Origin of the sequence: Pseudoalteromonas sp. MMG005 (assembly GCF_018101015.1) — a bacterium.
Lineage (GTDB): Bacteria > Pseudomonadota > Gammaproteobacteria > Enterobacterales > Alteromonadaceae > Pseudoalteromonas > Pseudoalteromonas aurantia.
In genome coordinates this window covers 1-26,381 of sequence record NZ_JAGJEK010000038.1, presented here as the reverse complement: position 1 = coordinate 26,381, position 26,381 = coordinate 1, and the positions used below count along the sequence as shown (strand labels likewise).

The 26,381-nt window shown below is 38.2% G+C and carries 17 protein-coding genes and 1 pseudogene; 6 read left to right on the top strand and 12 right to left on the bottom strand.

The window, feature by feature from the left end; translation table 11 throughout:
- Window positions 1–296: 296 nt before the first annotated feature.
- From J8M01_RS22965 to J8M01_RS22950, 4 genes are all read right to left on the bottom strand, one after another.
- The gene (locus J8M01_RS22965) at window positions 297–4,310 is read right to left on the bottom strand and encodes a hypothetical protein (protein WP_211059479.1); all 4,014 of its coding nucleotides are present in this window, start codon (window positions 4,308–4,310) and stop codon (window positions 297–299) included.
- A 246-nt stretch (window positions 4,311–4,556) separates the two neighbouring features.
- Window positions 4,557–5,441, bottom strand: coding sequence for a hypothetical protein (locus J8M01_RS22960; protein ID WP_211059478.1), 885 nt, complete (start codon window positions 5,439–5,441; stop codon window positions 4,557–4,559).
- The gene (locus J8M01_RS22955; protein WP_247671249.1) at window positions 5,438–6,127 is read right to left on the bottom strand and encodes a hypothetical protein; all 690 of its coding nucleotides are present in this window, start codon (window positions 6,125–6,127) and stop codon (window positions 5,438–5,440) included. Before J8M01_RS22955 ends, J8M01_RS22960 begins: the two co-directional genes overlap by 4 nt.
- A gap of 285 nt (window positions 6,128–6,412) precedes the next feature.
- Window positions 6,413–6,841: an organic hydroperoxide resistance protein gene (locus J8M01_RS22950; RefSeq protein WP_210998039.1), complete on the bottom strand. Its 429-nt coding sequence runs from the start codon at window positions 6,839–6,841 to the stop codon at window positions 6,413–6,415.
- Between the two features lie 130 nt (window positions 6,842–6,971).
- Between J8M01_RS22950 and J8M01_RS22945 the strand changes: the two genes are divergently transcribed.
- Complete coding sequence (locus tag J8M01_RS22945; RefSeq protein WP_210998040.1) at window positions 6,972–7,403, top strand: MarR family transcriptional regulator; 432 nt, start codon at window positions 6,972–6,974, stop codon at window positions 7,401–7,403.
- A gap of 191 nt (window positions 7,404–7,594) precedes the next feature.
- Here J8M01_RS22945 and J8M01_RS22940 read toward each other — a convergent pair whose 3' ends face one another.
- Both J8M01_RS22940 and J8M01_RS22935 read right to left on the bottom strand, forming a co-directional pair.
- Window positions 7,595–7,993, bottom strand: coding sequence for a hypothetical protein (locus J8M01_RS22940; RefSeq protein ID WP_211059477.1), 399 nt, complete (start codon window positions 7,991–7,993; stop codon window positions 7,595–7,597).
- Window positions 7,994–8,169: 176 nt separating this feature from the next.
- A complete protein-coding gene (locus J8M01_RS22935; protein WP_211059476.1) occupies window positions 8,170–9,159 on the bottom strand; it encodes a hypothetical protein in 990 nt (329 codons plus the stop codon).
- 328 nt (window positions 9,160–9,487) lie between these two features.
- Here J8M01_RS22935 and J8M01_RS22930 point away from each other — a divergent pair, with 328 nt between their 5' ends.
- Window positions 9,488–11,101, top strand: a complete 1,614-nt coding sequence (locus tag J8M01_RS22930) for an ABC-F family ATPase (RefSeq protein WP_211059475.1) — start codon at window positions 9,488–9,490, stop codon at window positions 11,099–11,101.
- Window positions 11,102–11,230: 129 nt separating this feature from the next.
- On the opposite strand, the gene J8M01_RS22925 is transcribed toward J8M01_RS22930, so the two are convergent.
- The 3 genes from J8M01_RS22925 to J8M01_RS22915 form a co-directional block, all read right to left on the bottom strand.
- Window positions 11,231–12,109 carry an ABC transporter six-transmembrane domain-containing protein gene (locus J8M01_RS22925; RefSeq protein ID WP_211059474.1) on the bottom strand — a complete coding sequence of 293 codons (879 nt, stop codon included), beginning with the start codon at window positions 12,107–12,109 and terminating at the stop codon, window positions 11,231–11,233.
- Between the two features lie 80 nt (window positions 12,110–12,189).
- Window positions 12,190–15,315 (bottom strand): efflux RND transporter permease subunit, encoded by a 3,126-nt coding sequence (locus J8M01_RS22920; protein WP_211059473.1) that lies wholly within the window; start codon window positions 15,313–15,315, stop codon window positions 12,190–12,192.
- On the bottom strand, window positions 15,312–16,436 hold the full coding sequence (locus tag J8M01_RS22915) for an efflux RND transporter periplasmic adaptor subunit (RefSeq protein WP_211059472.1): 1,125 nt from the start codon (window positions 16,434–16,436) through the stop codon (window positions 15,312–15,314). Before J8M01_RS22915 ends, J8M01_RS22920 begins: the two co-directional genes overlap by 4 nt.
- A 470-nt stretch (window positions 16,437–16,906) precedes the next feature.
- On the opposite strand from J8M01_RS22915, the gene J8M01_RS22910 reads away from it, so the two are divergent.
- Genes J8M01_RS22910 through J8M01_RS22900 form a run of 3 tightly spaced genes read left to right on the top strand, consistent with a single transcriptional unit; the run spans window position 16,907 to window position 19,303 of the window.
- Window positions 16,907–17,578, top strand: coding sequence for a response regulator transcription factor (locus J8M01_RS22910; RefSeq protein WP_211059471.1), 672 nt, complete (start codon window positions 16,907–16,909; stop codon window positions 17,576–17,578).
- Window positions 17,578–18,861, top strand: coding sequence for a HAMP domain-containing sensor histidine kinase (locus J8M01_RS22905; protein WP_211059470.1), 1,284 nt, complete (start codon window positions 17,578–17,580; stop codon window positions 18,859–18,861). Before J8M01_RS22910 ends, J8M01_RS22905 begins: the two co-directional genes overlap by 1 nt.
- Window positions 18,862–18,898: 37 nt before the next feature.
- Window positions 18,899–19,303, top strand: a complete 405-nt coding sequence (locus tag J8M01_RS22900; RefSeq protein WP_211059469.1) for a DUF1801 domain-containing protein — start codon at window positions 18,899–18,901, stop codon at window positions 19,301–19,303.
- A gap of 41 nt (window positions 19,304–19,344) precedes the next feature.
- Here J8M01_RS22900 and J8M01_RS22895 read toward each other — a convergent pair whose 3' ends face one another.
- Both J8M01_RS22895 and J8M01_RS22890 read right to left on the bottom strand, forming a co-directional pair.
- A complete protein-coding gene (locus tag J8M01_RS22895) occupies window positions 19,345–20,874 on the bottom strand; it encodes a DUF3369 domain-containing protein (RefSeq protein ID WP_211059468.1) in 1,530 nt (509 codons plus the stop codon).
- 12 nt (window positions 20,875–20,886) lie between these two features.
- On the bottom strand, window positions 20,887–22,536 hold the full coding sequence (locus J8M01_RS22890; protein ID WP_211059467.1) for an ATP-binding protein: 1,650 nt from the start codon (window positions 22,534–22,536) through the stop codon (window positions 20,887–20,889).
- Between the two features lie 140 nt (window positions 22,537–22,676).
- On the opposite strand from J8M01_RS22890, the gene J8M01_RS22885 reads away from it, so the two are divergent.
- Window positions 22,677–23,552, top strand: a complete 876-nt coding sequence (locus J8M01_RS22885; RefSeq protein ID WP_211059466.1) for a hypothetical protein — start codon at window positions 22,677–22,679, stop codon at window positions 23,550–23,552.
- 320 nt (window positions 23,553–23,872) lie between these two features.
- Here the strand turns inward: J8M01_RS22885 and J8M01_RS22880 are convergent.
- Window positions 23,873–26,381, bottom strand: a pseudogene (locus J8M01_RS22880) (hypothetical protein); the annotation flags it as partial.

Genomic DNA, 26,381 nt, shown 5'->3' with positions numbered 1-26,381 from the left:
TATGCACCAAAAACATCACGACTCATCAATTATAAGTAACTGAGGAAAGGCATGAAATATCTGACTGACATTAACGGCACTATGTGCTCTGTGTCAGCACTAAGTACATGCACAATTTGCTTCCTCGAAACAATCGTAACCATGTTAGATACTAGTGTGGGTTGTTTGACATACTAAAAGTAGGATATGTGAAATTTTCGCTATTACACAAATAAATATGATGAGTACACAAACATATAACTTCAGAGTATATGTGAGAGACAAAATACACTTGTCTCCCACATACGTTTTATAAGTTAATGAACTTTATACTCTGGCCTATAAAATAAGTAGCTTTCTAAATTACTCTGAACCCCATTGACTGGGATAGTGTGAAGCTCAATTTGCATCGTCACTGCACCATCAGGGATGTCGATTGCACTCTCTAATAGCTCCCAATTATCAACTGTTGTCCAAAGAGACGTCGTAATTGCTTCTGCACCCCCAATAATTACTTTCTGCTCACTTTTCCCACCATCTAAATATGCTCTGCGCCTTTCGTGGGTCATACACGCGTACTTCAATTGTGCTGGGCTTAACTGAATTTCGCGTTCAGCTAACGCCGAAGATTGTGCCGAATAAAACGTGACTTTAATAGATGGTTGTTCAGAACATGTTAGAGCCTCAACGCTATCTTTAAAAGCCTCAGTCTCTAATAATCTAGCTCTGACCAGAGCTTTGACAGATACCTGATTTTTTCCAGTACCGGCGATATTTATACGTGATGACTCTTTAGTTACACCTCTCGTTAGCTTCAACAACGGGCTATCAGGAAATAAATTGTTATCTCCTTTATAATTCGCCCCACCATTTCGAGTTGCAGATACAAATGAGTACAAAGAAGCAATATCACTTACCGATTCAATCAAATTGTAACGAACGACCTTAGCGTTAAGTAAAGCGGCATAATCACATTGTTTGTTATCTGGTTTTTTAGCTAAATATGTTGCATAACAATAAACTAATCCACCGTTATCGTCATACGCATATGTTTTATTCCCGTTTCTAAACGATGCAGGAAACTCTGACATAATGTAATCAAAGTAATAGCTCATATCACCGTAATACCCTTTGCTTTCGTCAAGGCGACCATTAAATGACTCGTAAATATAGTTATTATGCGTTGGGTCAACATTATTTGGGTTAATTAGTGATAACCCATACTCCATCGCTTGATCATTTACTTTACTTTCCCCACCGTGACGAGTGTACTCAATAAGCATTGAATATTTATCGAGCGAATCATCATGCTCTAGCTTTTGAAATATACCTTTGTTGTACCAATCTAATATTTCACGATCTACACCTTGGTAGTCTATATCCTGGCCAACTAAGGTTTCGACCTTGCGCTTTTGTGAATCAAAACGCTGTATTGCCGCATTTGGTTGTAACCAAATTTTATCAAAATGTTCTTCAAATCCTGAGGCTTTAATAGTCGTCAACTTATTTATGCATTCCCTTTGGTTATTATTTAATTGACAAGACATACTCGAGAACGTTTTCTCACTTGCATATGCATAATCGTGTATTCTCGAATACGCAGACATAACCAGTTCTAGGTGCTCACTTCTATGTTTTATATGCGCCTTCACTGCGGCTAATACTTCATTCAACTCATTACCACAATACGCTATGTCTATTCTACACTTATCGGGATCTATTACTGCAGCTGACTCAGCACTCCACTTAAATCCAGCAAATCTCACATGTGTATTCGGGTTATATAAGTTAAATAAGGCAAATTGTTCTAGTGCTTCATCAATGTATATTTTTAATTCACGTATACGCGCATTCTGCTCGTTATTACATGATGTCTGACTATCACAAGATAATTTAGGCGCTTGTAAAGTCAGATAAAACCCTCTTCGTGGTGCGCTCCCTGTGTATTGACTAGCTGACTCATGTAAACCATCAAGTAGCGCACTACGTTCATTCCCTAACGGTTTAAATAAATGCCAAGTTTTAAAATCTTTTAAAGCATGGTTACTTTCACTTATTTTCAGCATTAAATGATCTTTTACACCAAATACATTATCAAAAAACTCTCTTGTACGATGGCGTTCACTGACAATCTTGAAACTATTATGCGGTTCAGGTAATACAGTATCATTCAGTGTACCATTACCTTTCACCCTAACAGCCATATCCCAAAGAGACACAGCATCAAACAACTTATGCTGATAATCTAATACATATACATCATTTTCTTTTTTGTAAGGATACATATATGCATCCATCAGTTCTGTTGCTGATAACTCATAAAAGTGAAAAGTTTCAGTATTTTGATCTGGTCTCGATTGAACTCTGTTCCTAGGCCACAGTTTATTAAAAATAAAATTCTGTGTTCCATCCACTTCGCCAGCGATAGATGCAATATGCATTGGGCTGCCTTCATAGTAAGCACTTTGCTCAGGCCATGCCACATACACCAGTTTGTAAGCTCGTTGCTCTGAGATACTGCAACCATGCTCGTTACAAGGAGTCAGTTTAATACTGACACTTTGACCTGATGTTAAACTTTGATTCAAAGATGATAATTGTCCAAAATTGAACCAAACATTATTGCCATCTGAATTGCCGGCTAAATCCACTCGATGTTTTATAACACTGAGATTAGAGTGACTGCTAAGACCTGCATTTACATTCTCTGCCAACGGCTTAATTTGAACATTATAATATGAAGCACTTGCAACCGCTGAAATATTCCATATCAACTTTTCACTTGGATTATAGTAGTTATCAACCAGTGTCGACGTATTCCTTTCCATTACTAGGCTAGCAGTGCCTGTTGGTGCATTAGGCGATGTTACCGGATCCGTCACCTCTACAAAGAAAGTGCTGTCTGTACATGCTAACTCAGGATTACAAGCAGATATAACATATTGATATACTCCGGCTACACTAAACCCGAGCGCTTGCGTATAACTTTGCTTTGTGTCTTTTTGTAAAAGTTCACTATTGCGTTTCACTTCATACCAAGCACCTGCAATCAATCCTCCAGCTCGTTCCCAATTGATTGTGAAACCTTCATTTGTGCCCAGCTGTAAATGATTGCCCTGTAATTTTGGCGCCCCAGGAGAGGTATAAACGTAAACAGATGCTTCAGCACTCACCGATCCTTTTGAGTTTGAGGCTGCGACCGTATATTGGTATTTCCCATGGCGCGCTTTTTCAATATTGGTGAGTGGTGCATTACCTACGATTTGACTTTGTACACCATATGTTTCTGTCAGCTGATATGTCGCTCCGTCCACTTGCGGCCAAAGTACACTAAATTTTTTATTCACCGGAATATAATAAGCCGCTTTCCCTTCATATTGAACTTCGATATTAGGCGGGGTTAATGGTTGCTCTTTTTTCGAAACTATTACAGTCCTATTAACACTTCCTCCGTACAAACCGTTTGGATTAACTGCCTGAATAGAATAACTATATGTACCGGCTATGTGCAAGACATCAGAAAACGCCTTATCACTTGAAAAGGAAATAGTCTCACCGTTTTTAGTAACTTTATAACGAATACCTGGTACGCTTCCGCCTGGCGTTCCCCATGAAAAAGAAACACTACTCCCTTCTTCAATATTCGTCACCGAACTTGCCGGATTTACAATATTTGGTGTACCCGGCCCAGTGTAAATATAAAAGTCCTTTTGACTTCCGCTACTACATTGATTAAGCATGTTACAAGCTTGAACAACAAGTGATTTATTACCATATGAAGTATACGAGTGTGAATAACTATTAGCGCGTACTACTGTTCCATTCACTAGGTAATGAGCCGCATAAGGGACACTATTCCACGATATAGAGTATGATTGATTTATCGGTGAATAGTATAAACCAGAGGGAGTATTTGGGTTATTAGGCACCGGCGGGTTATTTACGGTTGTACATTGTTCAGCACCAAATAAACCAAACTGGTTTGCAGTGCTATCCCAACCACGAACAATAAAGCACCATGTGCCAGTTTGAGAAGGTGAAATAGTTGTGCCTGAACCACGATAATCCGTAAAACTCCAACTGCCACCATTATGGCGTACTCCTAGCTTTGCAAACGAGAAATTTACACTAGAATACGTTGAAAGTGGTGACCAATTAACGTGTATTGATTCACCAAGATAAATATTAGAAGATACACTTAAAGAATGTGTCACTTTTCCATAGACACTCACAGCTGATGCAAAATTGGACATACACAACATCAACACATATAGGGGCATCAATACTTTGTATTTTTTAAAAAAACAAAGATTGGTTTCTGCCTTATTCATTACTCTTTCCTTACTGTTATTACCAATAACAAACATATTTTTTACATCAATGTAAAAAACAAAATCAAAGAATAATAATACGTGACAAGCAATAATTTTTCATCAAAATTTTTATTTCAATAAAAATTTACATTAAATTAATCACAAAAAAATAAGAAATAAAAACCAATATTAATATATTAATAAAACCAAAAAGAGAACAATAAACAAGCTGGTTAACTATGGTAACATTTAGCCACCTGTAGATTAACTACAGTTTTTTTCTAGATTAGTTATTTGAGTTGATGGATATCTAATAATCCACTTCCGTAAATTCTGAACGACAATTGTCTTACATGAATGCTCCAACACATTTCCTCTTAAGAACTGCTTTTTACTACCTTGCCCGATATGTAATGTTTGCGGTATTGTCGCCTTTAAATAAAACCCTGAAACGTCTTTTTCTAAGCTATCAATTGCTGAAGTAAATAAACGAGACAAATGGGCCTGTATTTTTATTTTACCTTCAGCTGTATCATTTATTTCACCACTGGTTATCGGCGATGCATGTACTTTAATAATGTTATGATATTTTTTACTTTTCTGGTTTTTTCTATTGGATTTTTTTTCAGAGAAGTTATGTGCATTTATCCATGCAACTAATGTCAAAGACACTTCTGTCATTTCTTGGTTTACAAAGAAAATTGGCTTTACTTCAATAACTTGAGTGCCAGAAAGTGCTAGTCCAGAGACATAGCCCGCGTGCCCGTTAAGCAAGGCTTGATTGGTTAGAGATTTTACAGTTCTGCGTATTGGCTCCACACTCTCGTTCGCTTGTAATTGCTGCTCCGCTAATTTTCCTTCTTTAGCACTCGATGTTAAGGCTGCATGAGATAGCATCTGTGCCAAGGCTGTAACCGGTGTACCATAATACAATACGTTGACACTATCGACCGAACGATCATGAGAATACTTCCCCCTTAAGTCAATTGGTGTATTTGGATTTAAGGTAAATTGAAACTCAGCTTTAGGAATTAATTCTGCTTTTGATAACAACTTGGTTTTAACATAATCATCTCGTTTCAACGTATTACAGCCTTGTAAGACTGTAATACACACAACAAGTAATACTAGTTGTAAAAGACGCTTCATAGAAAAATCTTTTCAAGTGACACTTTAGCTTGCTCTATTGCTTGATAATACGCGTTTGTTACACCGGGAAATTGCTGTTTCGGTTCATCCCACTCACCTGATACAACTACTTTCTTATCAAGTTCTTGGTATTGAAGATACTTATTGTCTTCTAAATCTACCGAATATACGATACCGGCTACATAGCCCTGTGGATCTGAGGTTGGAATATACCCTTGATACGATCTATAAGCACCATGAGCCCAGTATTGCAGGACGACTAAAACGTCAATATTATTCTTTTCTTTTAGAGTACGAAAATCTTTTTTAGCAAAGCCTAAACCACCTTTAAACTTTTTAAGGTTTTTGAGTGTTTTACTATCTAACTCAATGAACTTAATAGCATTAGTCTGTTTTTTATAGCCTTCATAAATAATTTCTTTCGTAGACGCCAGATCTGAACTTGGTAGTGACTCCAAGTGCTTATCTAAAGAGGAGTTTGCCGCGGCGGCCACACCATAACACAGTAAGCACGATGCTCCGAAGATACTTGTGGTCGGAGCCTCTATTTCAGTTACATATATACCAACTCGCTTTTCCTGATTCAAAAGCTGCGATTGAAGCTCTATTGTAGGCTGTGGTGTCGACCCACATGCAGACAACACAAGTGTCATCAAAGTAAGTATCACTGTTTTAAATTTATTCATAATAACTTCTTTATACTAAATTTCGCGCACATACTAATCTGTGCTTTGGCATGAAGCAATTAAAAATGTGAGAAAATGTAAAAAAGTGTAGTGCTTTAGTCACTGGATAGAATCACCATTGTCAGATGACGACCTATTGTTAGGAAGAAATAAAATTAACGCTGGATGAGAAAACGGATACTAAGTTGGCACTCTGATTCAGATATTGCAAAGACCCTTGCACAACAAGGTCTCCACAATTACAGCTGTAAATTACAAAGCAGCAAGACACTCCCGCAACAAAACTTATACCACAGACAACTCTACAACAATATTACCACGTGTTGCGTTTGAATAAGGGCACACTTGGTGGGCTTGCTCTACCAAAGCCTCAGCATTACTTTTATCCATATTCGGAATAGATACTGCAAGCTTAGCTGCGATACCAAAGCCACCTTCAATAGGGCCAATACTAACTTGTGCGTCAATACTCGTGTCAGCGGGTAAACTTACTTTACTTTGCCCAGCCACAAACTTAAGGGCACCAATAAAACAGGCTGCATAGCCTGCTGCAAATAACTGCTCAGGGTTTGTGCCTGCGCCATCATCACCACCTAACCCTTTTGGAGTAGACAGTTTTACCTCTAAACGACCATCATCAGAGCGCGCACTTCCTTCACGTCCACCCGTAGCAGTAGCATTTGCTGTATAAGCAACAGTTTGTAATGTATTCATATTCATTCTCCGTTTATTAAACTATGTTTTTTACGTAGCAATTTAGTTTGCATACAAACTAATATACCAATAAATTTCCTGATTGCAAATACTTTGTGTGCAAAGTAAAATAATAACCAAGGAGAGTACTATGAGCTACGAGCAATTAAAGTTAAAAAATCAGTTATGCCATCGTTTATATATGGCGTCGAATAGTGTCACAAGGCGCTACCGTCCGCATTTAGACGCGTTAGATCTAACCTACCCGCAGTATGTGGTTATGATGGCATTATGGGAACAAGACAATATAACCATTGCACAATTAAGAGAATTAACCGCCATTGATGGTGGCGCTTTAACGCTGATTTTAAAAAAGATGACGACTAAGTCTCTCATTCGCATTGTGTCAAATGAATATGATAAACGAAAAAAGCATGTAAAGCTGCTTGCCGGTGGTCTTGACCTTAAAGTGCAAGCTCAACATATTCCAGAGCAAATAAAGTGTAATTTTTCAAATGTAAACGAAGAAGAAGTCAATGATCTTATTGCACTATTAGATAAAGTGCTTGTAAATTTAGACTAACAGGGCACTGCTTAACTGCATTTGAGAGAAGTAAATTTTCATACAAAATGCATTTGGTAGTGCGCTACTATTAGCTAAGCCACTACCAAAATATTATTTATAAAAACTGCGCTGAATAGGCAAGTAATAAGCGTTCAATTCACGCGATAACTTGCTCTGTCGTGAACGTCGCCAATAAAAAAGCAACCTTTTTAATACTTTTTAGGTTTATTTTTTAGCCACGCAACAGCCGTCATTCCCGTTAGTATTACGCTAAGCACGTTAATCCCCACACTCACTTCATCTACATTGAATGCAACAGATATCATCACGCCAAAGCTCAAACCTAGGCTCAAATCACCATAGTTGATGTTAACCAACTGCACAGCAAAATAAAGTATCGCTAATGCGAGCATCTTCTGATCGCCCTCTCGGATATGCTTTACTAGAAAAAAGCCAATCCCACCCCCAATCAAATTCTCAATGAACTCCCCTACGTTCATTTCCAATAATATTGGCATTAATATCGCTAAGCCCACAACGAGCAAGGCATAGGCAAACACGCATTGGGAAACAAGAATATTAAAACGGGTTTGTTGCTGAATTTCCATACTGAAAACGCTGTATTACATTAATTTGCTTAGCATTATCTACTATTTTATAAGTAACTATCAATTGTACTAAAGGAGGGTTTATCTCAATCAAAAAACTAAGGAAGGACACTGTCGCACTTGAATGCATAGGGCTACTAACTAAGTGCTATTAATAGCCCTGTAATTTACCAAACCTAAGGCAACATAGGTAACGCAAACATCATATAACTGGTGTTTGAATCCTTCACTTTCAAATACCCGCGTTTAAACTCCATTTCTAGGCGAATGGTGTCTCCTGTGCGACGATTATCCAATTCTCGTATTGGTACAATACTTTGGGAGATAAACTTAACATTGTGCTTTATAACTTCTTTTACCTCTATGCTCATATCAACCCCTACAAATTCGAATACATCAATCACCATACGGCTAAACTCAGTGTATAGTTGATTGAAAATTTCAGGCGTTAAATCATTGATCAAATCAATGATCCAAGGTAAATCTACCTCTGTTTTCACATCCGGTCTGAAATTAGATAATTGCGGGTTTAGTACCATTTGTTGAGTGTGAATATTATACTTGCCGGTAATTTTCACATCTGCATACTTTATCTCTACATGAAGATATATGCGTAGTCCCAATTGCGTTTTTCGCAGTTTACTTTTTGCAATAACATCAAAGCCTTCTATCGATACAGGGACATTTCCTTGGGCATCAACTTGACCATTAATTTTCAATGTCATCGAATCTTCAATATACGCACTATGACTTCGAATACTCATGTCAGATTGCGCTGCAATATTGTTTACAATATCGGTGGAGACTTCTTTAAAATTATGTTCAACCGTTGCAAATTGCCTGCGGATAATGTCGCTCACTTCGTCATACATCACTTTAGGCGCATCGGTTGAGGTTGTGCGACCGGCAGCCCAACAGTTTCCTCCAGTGTAAATGACCGGTACAGCAACGGGGGTTAAATGTTCGGTGCCCGGATGTCTGTGAAATATCATCGACCGAATTGTTCGACAAGAAGCTGAATTGGCGCGATACCAATCAAAATCTCCAGTGATCGCTTGAGGTGAGTTGTTTATTGCTAAATCATTGTTTTTATATTCACTTTCACTTGGTTCTAACGCAAACACGTTAATGCTCAATGCGAGTAGCCATACAGCGGTAAATTTCATACTAAATCCTTTCATTTATGTGAGCGGCTAATATAGTAAAAATGACCGTTTTTTGAAGTTACATTTGTCATAAGTTCACTATTTGTACAGTCACAACATACTGCGTCATAGACATCCAAGCTAAATAAATTCACCCCTATTCACTATAATTACGCCTCAATTGATCACAAAATGTGGTTATTTACAGTTTAAGTAAAGCTTTACTCGACAGCCTGTCTCTCATATCTGTATAATTCGCGACCTTGTTTAGATAGACCAACCCTGACGCTTATTGCAAACGACACAACAGATCGTTTGACTGTGGGCTCACCTTGCTTAGGAATTCATCTTGATCTCAACCGCGAATATCACCATGCAGTTTGGTGCAGAACCTTTGTTCGAAAATATTTCTGCTAAATTTGGTAACGGAAATCGTTATGGCCTAATTGGCGCTAACGGCTGCGGAAAATCAACATTCATGAAAATTTTAAGTGGTGCGCTCCCCCCTACTTCTGGCAATGTGTCTATCACACCGGGCCTTAAAGTTGGTAACTTAAGTCAAGACCAGTTTGCTTTCGAAGCATACTCGGTTGTTGATGCTGTCATTATGGGTGACACAGAACTGTGGAAAATAAAACAAGAGCGTGATCGCATATACTCATTACCAGAAATGAGTGAAGAAGATGGAATGAAAGTTGCCGAACTTGAAAGCTTATTTGCCGAAATGGATGGTTATAGCGCAGAAAGCCGTGCAGGTGATATTTTGCTTAAAGCGGGTATTGAAGAAGAGTTCCATTTTGGTTTGATGTCTCAAGTTGCGCCAGGCTGGAAACTGCGCGTGTTATTGGCACAAGCATTATTTGCCAATCCAGATATATTGTTACTGGATGAACCAACTAACAACCTTGATATTCATACTATTGGTTGGTTAGAAAACGAATTAAATCAGCGTAAGTGCACCATGATCATTATCTCGCACGATAGGCACTTTTTAAATGCCGTCTGTACGCATATGGCCGACATAGACTACGGTGAGCTACGTATCTATCCTGGTAACTATGAAAAGTTTGTTGAAGCATCTTCACTTATCAGGGAGCAGCTTTTAGCTGGCAATGCCAAAAAACAATCAGAAATTGATGAGTTACAAGACTTTGTCAACCGTTTTGGTGCAAACGCCTCCAAAGCTAAGCAAGCAAGCTCTCGCGCGAAGCGAATGGACAAAATTAGCTTAGACGAAGTAAAAAGTTCAAGCCGTATTGCACCGAGCTTACGCTTCGATGAAGGTAAAAAAATGCATCGCCAAGCGCTTATTCTAGAAGACTTTGGCCATGGGTTTGAAGACGAAGTGCTGTTTGAAAAAGGAGAGCTCATTTTAGAGTCAAACGCAAAGCTTGCCATTATCGGTGAAAACGGAGTAGGTAAAACCACCTTCATACGTTGCTTAGTGAACGAGCTTCAAGCCAATGAAGGTGTCGTGAAGTGGTCTGAAAACGCATCAATTGGTTACTGCCCACAAGATAGCTCTAAAGACTTTGATAATGATTTATCACTTTTTGATTGGATGTCGCAATGGCGTACAGCCAAACATAACGATTTAATGGTACGCGGCATGTTAGGTCGGTTGCTCTTTACCGCTGATGACTCTAACAAAAAAGCCAAAAACTGCTCTGGTGGCGAGAAGAACCGATTGTTGTTTGGTAAACTCATGATGCAAGACGTGAACGTTTTAATTATGGATGAGCCCACCAACCACATGGATATGGAAGCCATTGAAGCGTTAAATAACGCCTTAAAAGAATACCAAGGTACATTGATTTTTGTTAGTCATGACCGTCAATTTGTATCGTCATTGGCAACTCGAATTATCGATATAAAAGATAAGAAAGTTGAAAACTTCCACGGTACGTTCGACGAATACCTTGCCAGCCAAGCCGAGCAAGAAGCGTTGTTAGGCGTAAGATAATACCGTGACACACGCAAAGGTTGATACAAATAAGTTATCAACCTTTGCTATACACTCTTTACAGCATCATAGTTCGAACTATTAAACCTCCCGTTTTCAAGCAATATTAAAACACCTTCGAAAAATAAACTAATCCGTTATATCTTTTATATGCACTATGTCTGTTGAGTTAATTCTATTTGTAATTTCTGTCAACCTCGACCAGCTTTGCAGCGTCATTGGCAAAACAATTGCGGCTTCAACAAACTCAAACGAATAACTCACAATAGAAAATATGACACCTGCACTCATCGCGCCATGCAATGTTGCGTACCATAAGTTAAACACAACCATACTTAACAAGACCATAAACACACTGCCATACAGTATCGCTTCTCGGTCTGAAAGCTTAATTTCTAGTTCTTTTAAATAATTGAAATGACGAACAAGTTTATATACCGAGCCAGTATTTAAAATAGTAACTTGCCGCTCTGATTGCTTATTATACGCACCATTAAGTATATAGAAATTGCCATGAAACAAAGTATAAATAAGCAACATCATCACGCCACTACACAAAGCAGCTATGGCCAACATAGGATTAAGAAAATACAACACAACCAGAGAAACGATAAATTGAATCACCGCATTTAATATCTCTGGTACGCTTTCCTCTAAGAAGTCAACGAACTCGCGTACCATGTCTAATCGCGCATTCAGCACTGAGGTACTGAGTGAGGCGTTATTTTTAACAAACTCTGCTTGTACTTTGACTCTTATTTCCCCATACGCGCGAGTATCATGAAACCGTCTAATAACACTCATCACGATTAAACTAATCAAAATTGCTACTAAAACAAACATCTCTGTTGTCTCTTTTGCCAATAAGCCGTCAATAGCAAACCCTATAAACATGGGTACCAAAGCAGTCAACGTAATCTCTACAGTGGTCAAAATAGCATTGATAGTCACCTTGGTTTTGTTTGCTGTAATGATCCGATATAAAGAGATTGGGGCTACGGATGTCATAACATTAACCCCTTACCTTAGCATAAAGTAGATACATCATATGCCGGCCATCATCGTGTGTTTTCAAGGCGCTTTTACAATTATGCCGATGCATCATTCACTCTAACTGGTTTTTTAATTACAGCCTTTGCGTCTTCGGCAATTGCAATGAGCACAGGAATTAAGAGCAAAGTGATCGCGGTGCCAAATATTTCACCATAGGCTAATGATATAGCAGCAGGTATCAAATATTGTGCTTGCTCTGACGTTTCCGACATCAGTGGTATCAACCCAGCAACCGTGGTCACTGTGGTCAAAAAAATCGCTTGGAAACGGCCGACACCTGAACTGATAAGCGCTGCTGATATGTCTAAGCCATTGGCGCGTTCTTGATTAAAACGCGTCATCATGACCAAAGAGTCATTCACGATAATGCCAGTGAGTGCCAACATGCCAAAAAATGACAATAAGCTAAGCGGTACATCCATAATAAGATGGCCCGCTGCGGCACCAATAAAACCAAACGGCACAACGGCCATAATAATAAAAGGCTGAAAGTAAGATTTTAAAGGGATCGCGAGCAACACGTAGATCAGTACAGAAATGACAATTAATGCGCGACTCAAGCTGCCACTCAGTGCCTGTGCTTCTTGCAACTCACCGCCAACAACCACATTAATTGTTGGAAACATACCTTTGAGCTTTGGCACGATCACCTCTGTGATTTGCTGACCAACTTCCGTATTAGAAACAATTCCCTCATCTACTTGAGCTTGCACATTATTAACACGCTTACCATTTCGTCTTTCAATGTAGTCGCTGGCATAGCGCGAAGATATTTCAGCTATAGAGAGCAATGAATACCACTCCCCATTTTGGCTCCTTACTCTGGTCTGCATCAAATCTTCTAATGTGCGACTGCTTTCTTTATTGTTACTGACATAAACCTTAACTTCTTCGCCACTTCGTTGCATTCTCTGGGCTTCAACCCCCGTAAATCGCCCGCCAATTTCAAAAGCCAAATCTTGTGCAGAAAAACCCAAATGCTTCGCTTCTGGCTTAAGAAGCAAACGTACTTCAGGCTGACCTCCTTTAATGCTATCTCTTAGATTGTAAACCCCTTGAATTGCGTTAAGCTCCTGCATTAATTCATTACTAGCCTCTTTGAGAATGGCTTCATTTTTACCAAATAAGTACAATTCCAAACCACCGCTTGTCCCTTCGTCTGACGCTGAGAATTTCAAGTTAATTGTTCCTTCTAACTCCCCAACCCGTTCACGCCATAGGTTAACGATGTCAGAAGTATTGAGGTTTTTACGAGACTCTGAAGGCAACAACTCAGCATATATTTCCCCTTGAAATGCACCCGCAACTACTTTAAGCATATGGTTAATTGGTGCAGCTTCTGTTACCCCTTTTTGAATATAAAAGTCATTGATCTCATTTCCTATTTTCTCAATTTTTTCCATGTTCCCTATGGTCATTGAATAAGGTGCTCTTGGATCCATCTCCATAGTAACTCGAATAATTTGCCCAGGTACATCAGGGAAAAAAATCGATTTTATTTTACCATTTTCAATGAGCCCCATACCGAGAAGCGCAACAGAGACGAATGTAATTAACACCGCATAACGTTGACGAATTGCCCAATTAAGCGCCGGCGCATAAATGCCATCCCTAAATCGAGATAAGGTTGTTTGCGCAAAATGCTGACACTGACTCCATAAGCGAGCCACCACAAAAGTAGACGGTTTCTTATCAATATCGACATAAGCTAGATGCGCTGGCAGGATAAATTTACTCTCAAAAAGTGAAAATAACAGCGCTAAAATCACCACACCAGAAAATGCAGAAAGTACTTTGCCAAACCCCTCTTGAATTAACATCATAGGTAAAAAAGCAGCGATTGTTGTTAATACACCAAAAACGGTTGCTGTAGCGACTTTCTTAACACCTTGTTCAGTACCTACAATGGGATCTTTGTGCCGCCTTCTTTCAGTGAACACACTTTCCCCTACTACAACAGCATCATCGACAAGAATACCCAGCGCGATAATTAGTCCAAATGTTGTGATGTCATTCAGCGAATAATCAATCCAACTCGTCCCCATTACGGCAAGTGCCCCAGCAATACAAATAGGAATCCCCATACCTACCCACAAGGCTAACTTAGTGTGTAGAAAGAGCGCTAACAAAAATACAACCAACAGCAAACCTTGAATAGCACTGGTTCTTAATAGACTTAATCTGTCAGAAATATAGCTGCTAGAATCACCAAACATTGAAACACTCATTTCAGGTGGAAGCTGAGACTCAAAATCTGCAATAACACGTTTTGCCACATCAGCAATGTGTAATACATTTTCCTTGCGACCAATTAACACCTCCATACCAATTGCCGGTTTACCGTCAAAGCGGACAATAACATCATCATCTTGATACTGATCTTCGACCATCGCAATGTCTCGTAAAAGTATCCGCGTACCGTCTCCATTTTCTATCACTGGGATGTTTTCAAAATCCGCTTTGTAATAGGCTTGACTGTCAGCGCGAAGTGAAATATTTGCGCCCTTGGTTTTTAACATACCCGCGGTGGAAAGAAGCGATGATTTCTTAATGGCTGCTGCCACATCGCTAATCGTTAACCCATACCTTTCTAACTCATCTGGGTTAGTACCAATGCGCATTTCTGGCTGTTTTTCCCCTAACAGTCTGAGTTTAGAAATTTCGGGTTGTTCAAGTAAATTTTCTTTTAGTGTCTTGGCTAATTGTTGCAATGTTTTTTGATCTATTTCCCCATCCAACATCACGTACAGCGCAGGGAAATCAAAATCATTACGGGAGATCTTTGGCCGCTCTGCATCACTTGGTAACGTCGCCACGCCGTCAATGCGCAACCTAATATCATCAAGCAACCTTTGTAAGTCATGACCTGCATTTTTTTCGACTCTCACTTGTGAGCCGTTATTGTAAGAAAAAGACTTAATCGTTTTTATTCCATTGAGGCCTTCAAGTGCATCTTCAACCTTTTGAGTTATTTGTTCATCAACCTGCTCGGTGTACGCACCGTAATAAGTTGTGTCAATAATAATGGTATCGGCTGGAAGTTTAGGGAAGCCTTCTATGCGCATGCCATTGACTGTCATATAACCCATGACAAGAATAAGTAGCATAATCAAATTTGCTGCGACAGGGTTTCGAATGAACCAACTTGTTAGCATACTCATCTTAATGTAGCTCCTTCAAACGAAGGATTCACTTTTTTACCTGCGATAAATGACGCGAGAGGGTTTATTACAATATTAAAATCACCAGCGACGCGACTAATTGGCGCTGTAATAATTAAATTATCTCCCTGATAGAAGAGTATATTACTTGGGAAATAGCGTAACCGGTTATCTTCATCTATGTACCAAACTGTACTTTCACGCGTGTATGCACTGGCCGGGATCAATAATGAGTTATCTACTGCTCTACCGGGTATTTCTACATTGACAAAATCGCCTGACAGTACATTATTTCGCTCATCATTATCGATTTCTAAAAACAGTTTATGCTGACGAGTCTTCGGGTCTAGAAACCCACCACCTCGCTTAATCTTGGCGTACGCTACCCTATCACCTTGTTTACTTTTAATTTGAGCAGTTCGCTTTTCCCACTGAGTTGCAAGGTTTTGCCATTGAATATTGTTTAACGAAACCGTAATATCAAGATTTGTTTGATCAAGTATACTAAGCAGTGGTTCACCCACATTCACTGTTTGTCCAATGCTAACAAAACGGTGCGTTACAATACCTGAAAATGGTGCGACAACTGTGGTATAAATTTTTTTCATTTCAGCCGCTTTTATATTGGCTTTAGCGGCCGATACCGCTTTCTTAGCAATATCTAGCTGCAGCGGTATCGCTGACGATTCAGACTGAATACCTGACTTTTTTCTATCTTTTAAGGCTCTTTTAGCCCGATCTTGTTCTGTAAATAAGGTAAGATTTGCTGCCGCGAGTGCTTGTTTCGCTGACGCTAAATGAGCCTTGTAATCACTATCTTCAATTCTTATGAGGACATCTCCCTTCGCGTTATATTCACCGGCCAGTGCACTATCCTTTACCTCAATAACCTCACCATCAACATGTGCTTTGAGGGTGACTGCCCAGCGAGGTTTTATTTCGGCAAATACTCTAATAACACCTTCATGGGTACCAACACGCTTATTAATAACACTCACCTCACGCACAGTGTTAATATTATCTTTTTCAACAATATCAATCGTGTCTTCCATATACTCAAGTGCTGTTAACACAATCACCATAAAAATAATTGAACCAATAAACCAAAACTTACGAGACATAACATTCCCCAAAACGACTTCTACGCAAAATTCAACGGCAGACAAGTTGAATACCACCAATTTGCACGGTTTCTAAAGCGATGATGAATAAACCGCTGCATACTGCAATTTTTACAAAACAAGTATTAAGAAAACATTAAGACTGCGCTCAAGGAGGTATCATTATTACGTTGAGAAAGAGATATTTTGCTGTATACGTGCACCAATTAGCGCATTAAAACAACGTTTTAGAGCAGGTTATTACATATTAAAGCCCTGTAAAAAATGACCATTACAATGGTATATTACGCGTCATTAAAGTACTTCAATCACCTTAATACCATGTTAATAACGACACTGTCACAATGCAGGCCTACAGCGCAAGTCTGCGCTACTTAAAAATATATTACTCATCATGCAATGCAATTTTGACCAAATGATTAATGTGCTATCAGCTATGATGTATAAATAACGAAATAGAGAGTATTAAATTGAAAGTATTAATCGTCGAAGATGATAAAGACCTGTCGCTCGCTATATCCGATTACCTGGAAATGCATGGCGCTGAATGTGACTTTGCATATGATGGAAAAATGGGTGTAGAGCTTAGTATTAACAACCCATTTGACTGCATTATTCTTGATCTCATGCTGCCAAAAATACATGGTTTTGATGTATGTAAAACTCTCAGAGACCAAGGATGTTTGACCCCTATACTCATGCTTACAGCGTGCGATACAGACGAAGAACAACTAATGGGATTTGCAGCCGGGTTAGATGATTATGTGACTAAACCTTGTCATATGTCATTACTATGGGCGCGGCTTCAAGCGCTTCACCGCCGTAATAATCCAATATTAGCCAGTTTTATCGTCGGTGATTTGTCTATTTTCCCCAAAGAACACAGAGCAATGAGAGCTGATACTGAACTCAAGCTCACACCTACTGGCTGGAAAATCCTGGAGTTTCTCGCTAGAAATAGCCCTCAAGTGGTTACAAAAACACAGTTGGAGGAGCATATTTGGCCACATGAAGATGTTGAAACTGGTACGCTCAACGTACACCTTCATCAGCTGAGGAAAGTAGTTGATAAACCATTTCCTGCCACGCTTATTCACACACATGTGGGTGTTGGGTTATCACTTAGAGAAGCAACTACTTGATGACAGAGCATATTGCAAAACAAACAGCCCAGAGTATCGCTGAACGCACTAAGCGGCAGCTCATATCTATTGCCATAGTACTGTTTATAACATGTCTTGCTTTTGTCATTATATTCGTTATTTATGTCGTAGACGCAACAACAGATAGCTACTTGCGTTTAGAAGCAAACAGCGTGATAAATCAGATTAATGTGAATAAAAATATTAAATTGCCGCAGCGTAAAGAGTTTAGTGCTTACCGTTCCTGGCAACAAATCCCCATTGATATAAGGCAGCTATTTGATAAAAATAAACTTAAGCTTATGTCTCCTGTGACAATCGAACGTACTTCTGAATTAGGCCAAAGAGACTATGTTTATATCTTATATAGTAAAGTCAAAGACTACGGAGACATCTACTTTACGGGTGTTGAAGACGCGAAAAATGCTGACCAGTTTCTAACCCCGCTATTTACCAACGCTTTCATTCATGCCTTAATTTTAACTGTTATATTATTCTCTGCTCTGTATTTTGTTATATCTTGGATTTTAAGGCGCGCGTTGGAGCCATTAACAGCCCTTGTAGCTTGGTCTAAAAAAATTCAAGATAATCCCAAAGAAGACATCTACTTAGACTTTTCAATTAGTGAATTAAATCAAATTGCAGACCAGTTAATGACTAACATCAAACAAATGAATGCGCTTAACGAACGTGAACGTCTGTTTCTAAAACATGCCAGTCATGAGCTAAGAACTCCCTTAGCTACGATACAAGCATCGTTAGATACCATCAATTTGAGAATAAAAGTTTCCGACGCAAACCATCCATCATTAACGAGAGCGCTCAGAGCCAGCAATAATATGATCAATTTGTCTGATACCTTGCTCTGGCTGGCACGTGAGTCCAATAAAAAAATACCAAAAAAGCAAATTTCAATTCGTCAATGCTGTAAAGAAATCATTCAATTTCAAAGCTATTTACTCAAAGGTAAACCCGTCACTACTGAATTATCCCAAACTGATCACACCGTCGATATAGAAGACGAACTGTTGCGTATCATACTTTCCAATGTAATTCGAAATGCTTTTCAACATAGTTTTGCTGGCACCGTTTCTATTAACCTGTATGAAGATCATATCATCATTAGCAATCTGGTAAATACTAACGAAGAATCAGATACACAGTGTTTCGGACTGGGGTTACAGTTAGTAGAAAAAATAGCCTTAAAAATAAATTGGCATTTTAATTTTGCCATTAAAAACAACATCGCTACCGTCATAATAAATTGGCAAACTCGCCAATAACAATACCACTAATTATTTATCCCGTTAGGAGTCATATATGAAGAAAGTGATTGCAGATAAATTCAACGCTTATCCTGACGATATTTGTTTGAAGCTCACTTATCTACGTCGTTTAATTGTCAACACGGCCACTGAACTCAGTGCAGGTGTTCTGGAGGAAACGCTAAAATGGGGCGAACCTAGCTTTAAGGTTAAATCAGGAACCGCTATTCGCCTTGATTGGAAAAATACATCTCCAGATAGCTATTTTCTGTTCTTTAATTGTAATACAAAGCTCGTCGATACATTTCGGCAACTATACCCTAATGAACTACAATACCAAGGCAATCGAGCAATTGTGTTAAATCGTTCACAAGCCATTCCTGAACAGGCTATTACACACTGTATAAAACTGGCGTTAACCTACCACGAGATAAAACACCTTCCCTTGCTAGGCGCATAATAATTAGCCCTTAATCCAAGCCACAACTCTGTATTTGTACGCTAATCTGGATATGAATCCATTATATGTGTCACTTTATCAATGTTCTCGATGAATAAGTCGACTAACTTTGGATCAAAATGCCCACCTTTTTCTTCTTTCAACAACGCGACAACCTCCTCTAATGGCCATGCTTCCTTGTAACATCGAGAATGCGATAACGCATCAAATACATCAACCAGCGCAACGATACGACCAAATATATGAATATCTTCGCCAGCAAGACCATTAGGATACCCTTTCCCGTTATACTTTTCATGATGTTGACCAGCAACAATCGCGGCCGCTTTCAGCACTGGTCGTTTAGAGCGTGCGAAAATATCATGGCCAATCGAAACATGGCTTTTCATTATTTCCCATTCAGATGCATCAAGCTTACCTGGCTTTAATAACACCGAATCAGGAATCGCCACTTTTCCTACATCGTGCATTGGCGATGCCATAAATAGTTGATTAGCTTCATCTTCAGCTAGCCCCGCCCATTCAGCCAATGCTTTTGATAAGTGGGATACACGCCTAACATGATTTGCAGCTTCTTTTGATCGACTTTCAACAACTTCACCCAACGTGTCGATGATCTCTGACTGCGTATCAAAGATTTCTTTATCAAGGGCCAAGTTTTCAAATGCAACGGATATATTATGAGAAAACAATTCTAGTAATTGCCTGTCTAACGCGTCAATCTGGCCTACTCGCTCTAGGTAAATTAAGTTAATACCTGTATTCGTCGTTGGAAAATACCCAACAAATGCACCGGCATTCAGTATACTTTTCTGCTCAGCGCAAGCTCGGTTAAATAACGCAATAATGTTTTCTGGCAGATCGGGAGTAACGCCCACTGTGGGTTGTAACACTCCTGTCGCGGCGATTATTTCAAAGTTATCGTTAACCTTTTTTACAGCACAATTACTGGTTTCTCCACATAACGCATTTTTATCTACATGAAGTAAAGATGCCAGTTGAACCAACAGCCCATTAGCGAACTTATCTAGAGAGCGGATCCTAAACAAACTTGCAGTAGAATCAATGACCTTTTCAAGCCCCACTCTGTGGTTTTCTAACATAGCACGGGCATTCTCAATCGACAAAATATCACGATACCCCCGCAGGCCGGTATACATCACAGTAAACAATTTATCACTGCTTAGGTTTGTTTTTTCTTTGTAATCGTTAATATCATAATTAACGATTATTTCTCTTTCTGGAGCTTGTCCGGGTTGGCCTGTTCTTAAAATAATACGTACAAAAGTATTTTTTAATTCTTCTCTTATATACTGTGCAACCAACAAACCCGCGTCGTCAGACTCCATCACTACATCTAAAAATACCAATGCAATATCTGAGTGTGCCGCCAAAATTTCTTTTGCTTGAGATCCACTATAGGCACTTAAGAATTCAATTTTTTTATCGTCAAATTCAAACCGACCTAGTGTTATTTTCGTGACTGTATGAATATCGGGCTCATCATCCACAATGAGTACTTTCCATGATTCTTTCGGCTTGCTATCCGATTTAGACTTTTTTTTAAACATATTGCTGCCTATCTACTTATCAGATAATGTTCGTGGCGTAGAAATTAAGAATGTACTGCCCCCGTCAAGTTCACTTTTAACTGAAATAGAGCCATGTAATTTTTGCGTCACTATATTATAAATAATATTCATACCTAACCCTGATCCCCCATTTGAACGATTAGTCGTGAAGAAGGGATCAAATATTCTCTCAATTGTGTCAACACTCATCCCTTTGCCATTGTCTTTCAACTCGAAAAGCAGTTGCTGTGCCTCTAATTGAAAAGTCAATGTCACCGTACCTTGTTGGCCCTTGTCATACGCATGAATTAAGGTATTCTGAATCAAATTTGTGAAGATTTGTGCCCACGCACCTGGGTAACTTGTCATCATCAGTACTTGTTGTTCACACTGCACATTAAAACGCACAGCGCTTTGTTTTAATTGGCTGTGCATGCTCGTCATGGTTTCTTTTAAATAATCTAAAATATCAAACTGACGAATTTCTTCTGATGATTGGTCCACTGCCACTTGTTTAAAGCTTTTCACCAAGTTTGCCGCTCTGGCCAAACTGACATGAATTGTTTTCGCCAGCTCTGCTGAATCTTTTGTAAAACGCACAAAGTCATCTTCTTCTAATTCTCCTGCTTTAAACTGCTTATTAATATCTTCAACCATGTGTTCAAAATGAGAAATACCAGTCAAACTTAACCCTACAGGGGTATTTATTTCATGCGCTACCCCTGCAACTAATCCACCCAATGACGCCAGTTTTTCAGATTCAATTAACTTCCCTTGTGCAAGTTGCAAATCTTCGAGAGACTGCGCTAATGCAGCTTCTCGTTGTTGACGTATCGCAACTTCTTCTTTAAGCGCTCCGCGTTCTACATCAAGTTGAGTTACCGTCCGGTTTAATTTTTCGGTGCGTTCAATCACTCTTTCTTCAAGCTCTTGATTAACTGTGTCTAACTTTTTGATTGTCTCTACTGTTTTATCCATCATGCTATTGAGTGCATTTTGAACAACACCGAGTTCATCATTGTTATTTTTTGCAATGCTAATACGTTTAAATACAGCATGGTCAGGGTCAATCGAATTTGCATGCTGTGCTAACATGCCAAGTGGCACCGTCAGTAATTTTCTAAACACGATGGTGACTAGTACCACCAACGCCATCGTTTTAATAACAGCATTTATTGCAAGCGTATAAACACCAGACTTAATGCTGTTAATAATGACACTTCGATCTGAATATAACCGCACCTGACCTAAGTCAGTGCCCTCATCATTCATTGTTTTGATCAACGTAAATTCATGCCAAAATAACCCCTCTTTTTCAGCTGTGCGCTCAAGCGTGTTACCACTAGAGAACAGAACTTTTTTGTCGGCGCCCATCACTTCAACACCTGTAATGTCTGGTAACCCTTTTATACTTTCCGCAGTAATGTTTAATTGCTCAAGATCATAGTTCCACAGATCGGTCGCCAATATGTCATGAAATGTTTGCTCTGATGCTTCAAGCACATTTTGTACTTCATTTTTGGCATCTTGGTATTCCACAGCAATGTGTATACCTGTCACGAGCAAGGTTAAGAGAAAATAAATAGACAATACGGAGCTTAGTAACCTCATCGAAATAGAGTTTTTAATCGACTTAGTATCAAGTGCTAACAATTCAACCATTACAAACAACCTGTACAACATGTCTATAAAACTTAGTCGCTATTTACAAAAGTGGGTAGCCATTTTGTTTTATATCACCGTATAAGTGGTTCACTTGCCTAACAGAAGCGGCACTCTATACTTAAAATACAGCTACTATAATGAGCTTAAATACGATGCATCATGTTTTAATACTGATTTTTGGTTTGATTTTTATACTGCCTAGCTATGGTCAAACATTAAAGGTAAGAGGCGCTCAATCAGAATTTGATAGTACACATGACTACTATATTGGGTTAATAAAGCTTGCGTATGAAAAGATCGACAAGCCAGTCGATATCACATTCGCACCTTATATGGTGCAACAACGGGCTCTGAATGAGCTCAAAGCTGGTCGACTTATTGATATTTATTGGGCTGGAACTGACTCTGAACGAGAAAGTGCCCTTGGCTTTGTCCCCATTCCTTTAGTTAAGGGGTTACTCGGTTATAGAGTTTTTACTGCGCATAAACGTGCCATTGAAAAACTCAAAAAAATATCAACGTTAGAACAACTCAAGCAGCATCGGCTATGTCAAGGCTCCCATTGGCCCGATACCGATATTATGATTGCTGCGGGGTTAAATGTTATGCCAAATACCATCTATGAGAACATGTTTAAACAAGCGTATTCTGGACGATGCTTTGCTTTTCCAAGAGGAATTAATGAAGCACATTCCGAAGTAATATCTAGAAATCAGACTATGCCTGACCTCATTGTATATGATAAATTAATTCTCAAATACCCATTTCCAATGTACTTTTTTACTCGTAAAAACAACCATGAACTCATAACGAACCTCGCAAATGGACTCAACAAAGCGATTGAGGATGGCAGCTTTGATAAATATATGAAGACCCATAGCTCTACTAAACACTTATTTCCACTTTCAAAATGGCAGTCGAGTTCAGTTATTCATATTGATAACCCTTTTCTGGATCCCAGCAGAAATATTACTGATCCAAAATACTGGGTGAGTTTAGGCATTAAAAATTAAAGTAATTTATAATTCGTGATTTGAATCTGTGCCTTTATCAGTAAAGTTTTCTATGTTCATTGAAACTTACGTAGAACACAACCTCCCTCATTTATGTGATATTGGGTAAAATGGACTCTTTCCAATATTATGATAGAGCTGACAATCTATACAAAAAAGTACGGCTTACACACCGTGCTATTAAATGACAATAAGGCGTTGTAAAAAAATTAAAGCATTCGTTATACGTGCCACCACAGATTCAATTTCACAGTCTATTTTAAATTTGTCTCTTTACCCTATCACGGGCCTTCCGCCAGGGTTACGACTATACTAGGGTTTTAATTTTGCAAAGTACATGCAGCCCCAATACAACTCACTCCTGCATCATATTTAAGTGAACTCAGCTGCGTGTTTAACACAACATCTAGATTCGTTAAATTATTTCTAAGTAAATTAACACTTTCTAACTGCACACTTTTACTTAAATCAATACTCGCTAGTGAATTACGCTCTAACTCCAACTGCTTCAACATGGATGCATTGCTTAAGTCTATATCGGAGAGCTGATTAAAATTGAGATTAAGCTCAAGCAATGCGGTATTTTTTGATAGATCCAGCATCAAAAAATCATTACTGTATAGCCTTAGTGAAGTTAACGCAACATTGTTACTTACATCAATATTTGTCAGTTGATTACTACCTAAACTCAATTCCACTAATTGAATATTCTCAGTGAGATCAATACTGGAAATTTCATTATCATATGCTTTTAAACTTGTTAGTTTAATATTTTTCGATACATCTAAGGTGGTCAAGTTATTTCGATAAATATTAAAATCAACAAGTGCAACATTGTTAGTGGTATCGACAACAGTTAATGCATTATCAGCCAACTGAAGTTGTTCAAGCGCTATATTTTTACTCACATCAATGTTGGATAAGCTATTCTCATACACACTTAGTATTTTCAGTTCTACGTTAGTGCCTACATCAATTTGAGATAACTCGTTTCTATAAACTTCTAACGCCTGTAATTTTACATTTTTAGACACATCTAAAAAGCCAAGCTTATTGTTACTTAAATCAATAACGCTTAAGCTGGGGTTGTTTGTCAGATCAATGCTCGAGAAGTTGTTATTGTTTAAATTTAATTCTTGTAACAGAGGCAGTAGTACAATATCAATAGCTGGTAATTGATTCCCATACAAACTTACTTTAGATAGTTTTAAATTATTAGACAGGTCAACATCTATAAAATTATTGTTGTAAGCGCTAAACTCAACTAATTCCAAATTTTTAGATACATCTATGCTGTTCAAGACATTCCCTCCAACATTGAGTATTGAAAGTACAGTATTTTCATTCACATTAATATCCGCAAGCTTATTTCCATATAGCTTCAAGCTTGATAATGACATGTTTTTAGAAACATCTATCACCTCTAACTTATTATCGCCAACACTGAGTTCTTTTAATAAAGTATTACGCGAGACATCTATTCCTGAAATTTCATTACTATATAAACTTAAAACCAGTAATTTTGAATTTGCAGATACATCAATCTCTGACAGTTGATTTTCATACGCTCTCAACTGCAACAGATTGGTGTGACTCGTAACATCTATACTCGTAATTTTGTTTGCTCCAACACTCAAAAGTTTCAACTCTTTATTATTTTCAATATCAATTTCGGTCAATTTGTTCTCGAACAAGCTCACTGTTACCAACTTTGGATTGAAAGATAAATCAATTTCAGTAAGTTGGTTTTGTGCGGCATGAAATTCGGTAAGCGCAATATTATTTGCAACATCGAGTTGTGATAAATTATTACCATCAACACTAAAATCCAACAGTGCAGTGTTTGAATTGATATCTATACGCACTAAATTATTGTTATCAACACTCAATTTCAATAAGTTCAAGTTATTGTCGACATTTAGTTCCAATAGTTTGTTTTGATCAACCGATAAGTTTATTAGGTCACGATTGAATGACACATCTAATACTGTTATTTGATTATTATCTAAGTCTAGCGTTTTTAAAAACGTATTTTTTGTGATATCTACACTTGTCAACGCATTTCCATCTAATGATAAAGATGTTAATAACAAGTTCGATGTAACATCAATACTTTCCAGCTGACTATCATTTAAACTAAGTGATGTAAGTGCTGCATTATTGAGCACATTAAGCGAAGTTAATTTATTATTAGTTAAATTAAAAAAGGCTAATTTGACATTATTTTCAACATTTATGCCTGTTAAATTATTATTTTCTAAACTAAGAGATGTCAACTGCCCATTACTACTCACATTTATATTGCCCAGTAAGTTATTGTCTGCACTCAATATCTCTAAAATAAAATTACGGCTTATGTCTAGGGTAGTTACCTTATTACTGTCCAGTTCCAGAATTTGTAGTGCAATGTTATTAGTCACATCAATCTTACTAAGTTGATTTCCATTCACCCCCAATCGAACCAACAAAACATTTTTAGAAATATCAATATCGGTCAGTAAATTACGATCAAGATCCAACCTTGTTAGAGATAAGTTTTTACTAACATCAATCGTAGTTAGTTGGTTATTATCTAAACTTAATATACTAAGTGCGGGGTTGTCAGTGATGTTTATCGCTGTTAATTTATTATCATCTAGATGCAACGTATCAAGTAACTGATTACTAGTAACATTAATACTATTGAGCTGATTACTATCAAGGTCCAGCCGAGTCAAAACGGTATTACGACTGACATCAATGGCACTCAGCTGATTGTTATTCAGCCCCAATGTTTCCAGTAAAGTGTTGTTCGATACATCAATGCTGCTAAACTGATTTGAATCTAAA

Excerpts from the sequence above, each read along its gene's own strand:
- J8M01_RS22945 (WP_210998040.1), top strand. The coding sequence starts at position 6,972 with ATGAGCTACGAGCAATTAAAGTTAAAAAATCAGTTATGCCATCGTTTA.
- J8M01_RS22965 (WP_211059479.1), bottom strand. The coding sequence starts at position 4,310 with ATGAATAAGGCAGAAACCAATCTTTGTTTTTTTAAAAAATACAAAGTA.
- J8M01_RS22960 (WP_211059478.1), bottom strand. The coding sequence starts at position 5,441 with ATGAAGCGTCTTTTACAACTAGTATTACTTGTTGTGTGTATTACAGTC.
- J8M01_RS22895 (WP_211059468.1), bottom strand. The coding sequence starts at position 20,874 with ATGTTTAAAAAAAAGTCTAAATCGGATAGCAAGCCGAAAGAATCATGG.
- J8M01_RS22920 (WP_211059473.1), bottom strand. The coding sequence starts at position 15,315 with ATGAGTATGCTAACAAGTTGGTTCATTCGAAACCCTGTCGCAGCAAAT.
- J8M01_RS22890 (WP_211059467.1), bottom strand. The coding sequence starts at position 22,536 with ATGGTTGAATTGTTAGCACTTGATACTAAGTCGATTAAAAACTCTATT.
- J8M01_RS22905 (WP_211059470.1), top strand. The coding sequence starts at position 17,578 with ATGACAGAGCATATTGCAAAACAAACAGCCCAGAGTATCGCTGAACGC.
- J8M01_RS22925 (WP_211059474.1), bottom strand. The coding sequence starts at position 12,109 with ATGACATCCGTAGCCCCAATCTCTTTATATCGGATCATTACAGCAAAC.
- J8M01_RS22915 (WP_211059472.1), bottom strand. The coding sequence starts at position 16,436 with ATGTCTCGTAAGTTTTGGTTTATTGGTTCAATTATTTTTATGGTGATT.
- J8M01_RS22950 (WP_210998039.1), bottom strand. The coding sequence starts at position 6,841 with ATGAATACATTACAAACTGTTGCTTATACAGCAAATGCTACTGCTACG.
- J8M01_RS22935 (WP_211059476.1), bottom strand. The coding sequence starts at position 9,159 with ATGAAATTTACCGCTGTATGGCTACTCGCATTGAGCATTAACGTGTTT.
- J8M01_RS22885 (WP_211059466.1), top strand. The coding sequence starts at position 22,677 with ATGAGCTTAAATACGATGCATCATGTTTTAATACTGATTTTTGGTTTG.
- J8M01_RS22955 (WP_247671249.1), bottom strand. The coding sequence starts at position 6,127 with ATGAATAAATTTAAAACAGTGATACTTACTTTGATGACACTTGTGTTG.
- J8M01_RS22900 (WP_211059469.1), top strand. The coding sequence starts at position 18,899 with ATGAAGAAAGTGATTGCAGATAAATTCAACGCTTATCCTGACGATATT.
- J8M01_RS22940 (WP_211059477.1), bottom strand. The coding sequence starts at position 7,993 with ATGGAAATTCAGCAACAAACCCGTTTTAATATTCTTGTTTCCCAATGC.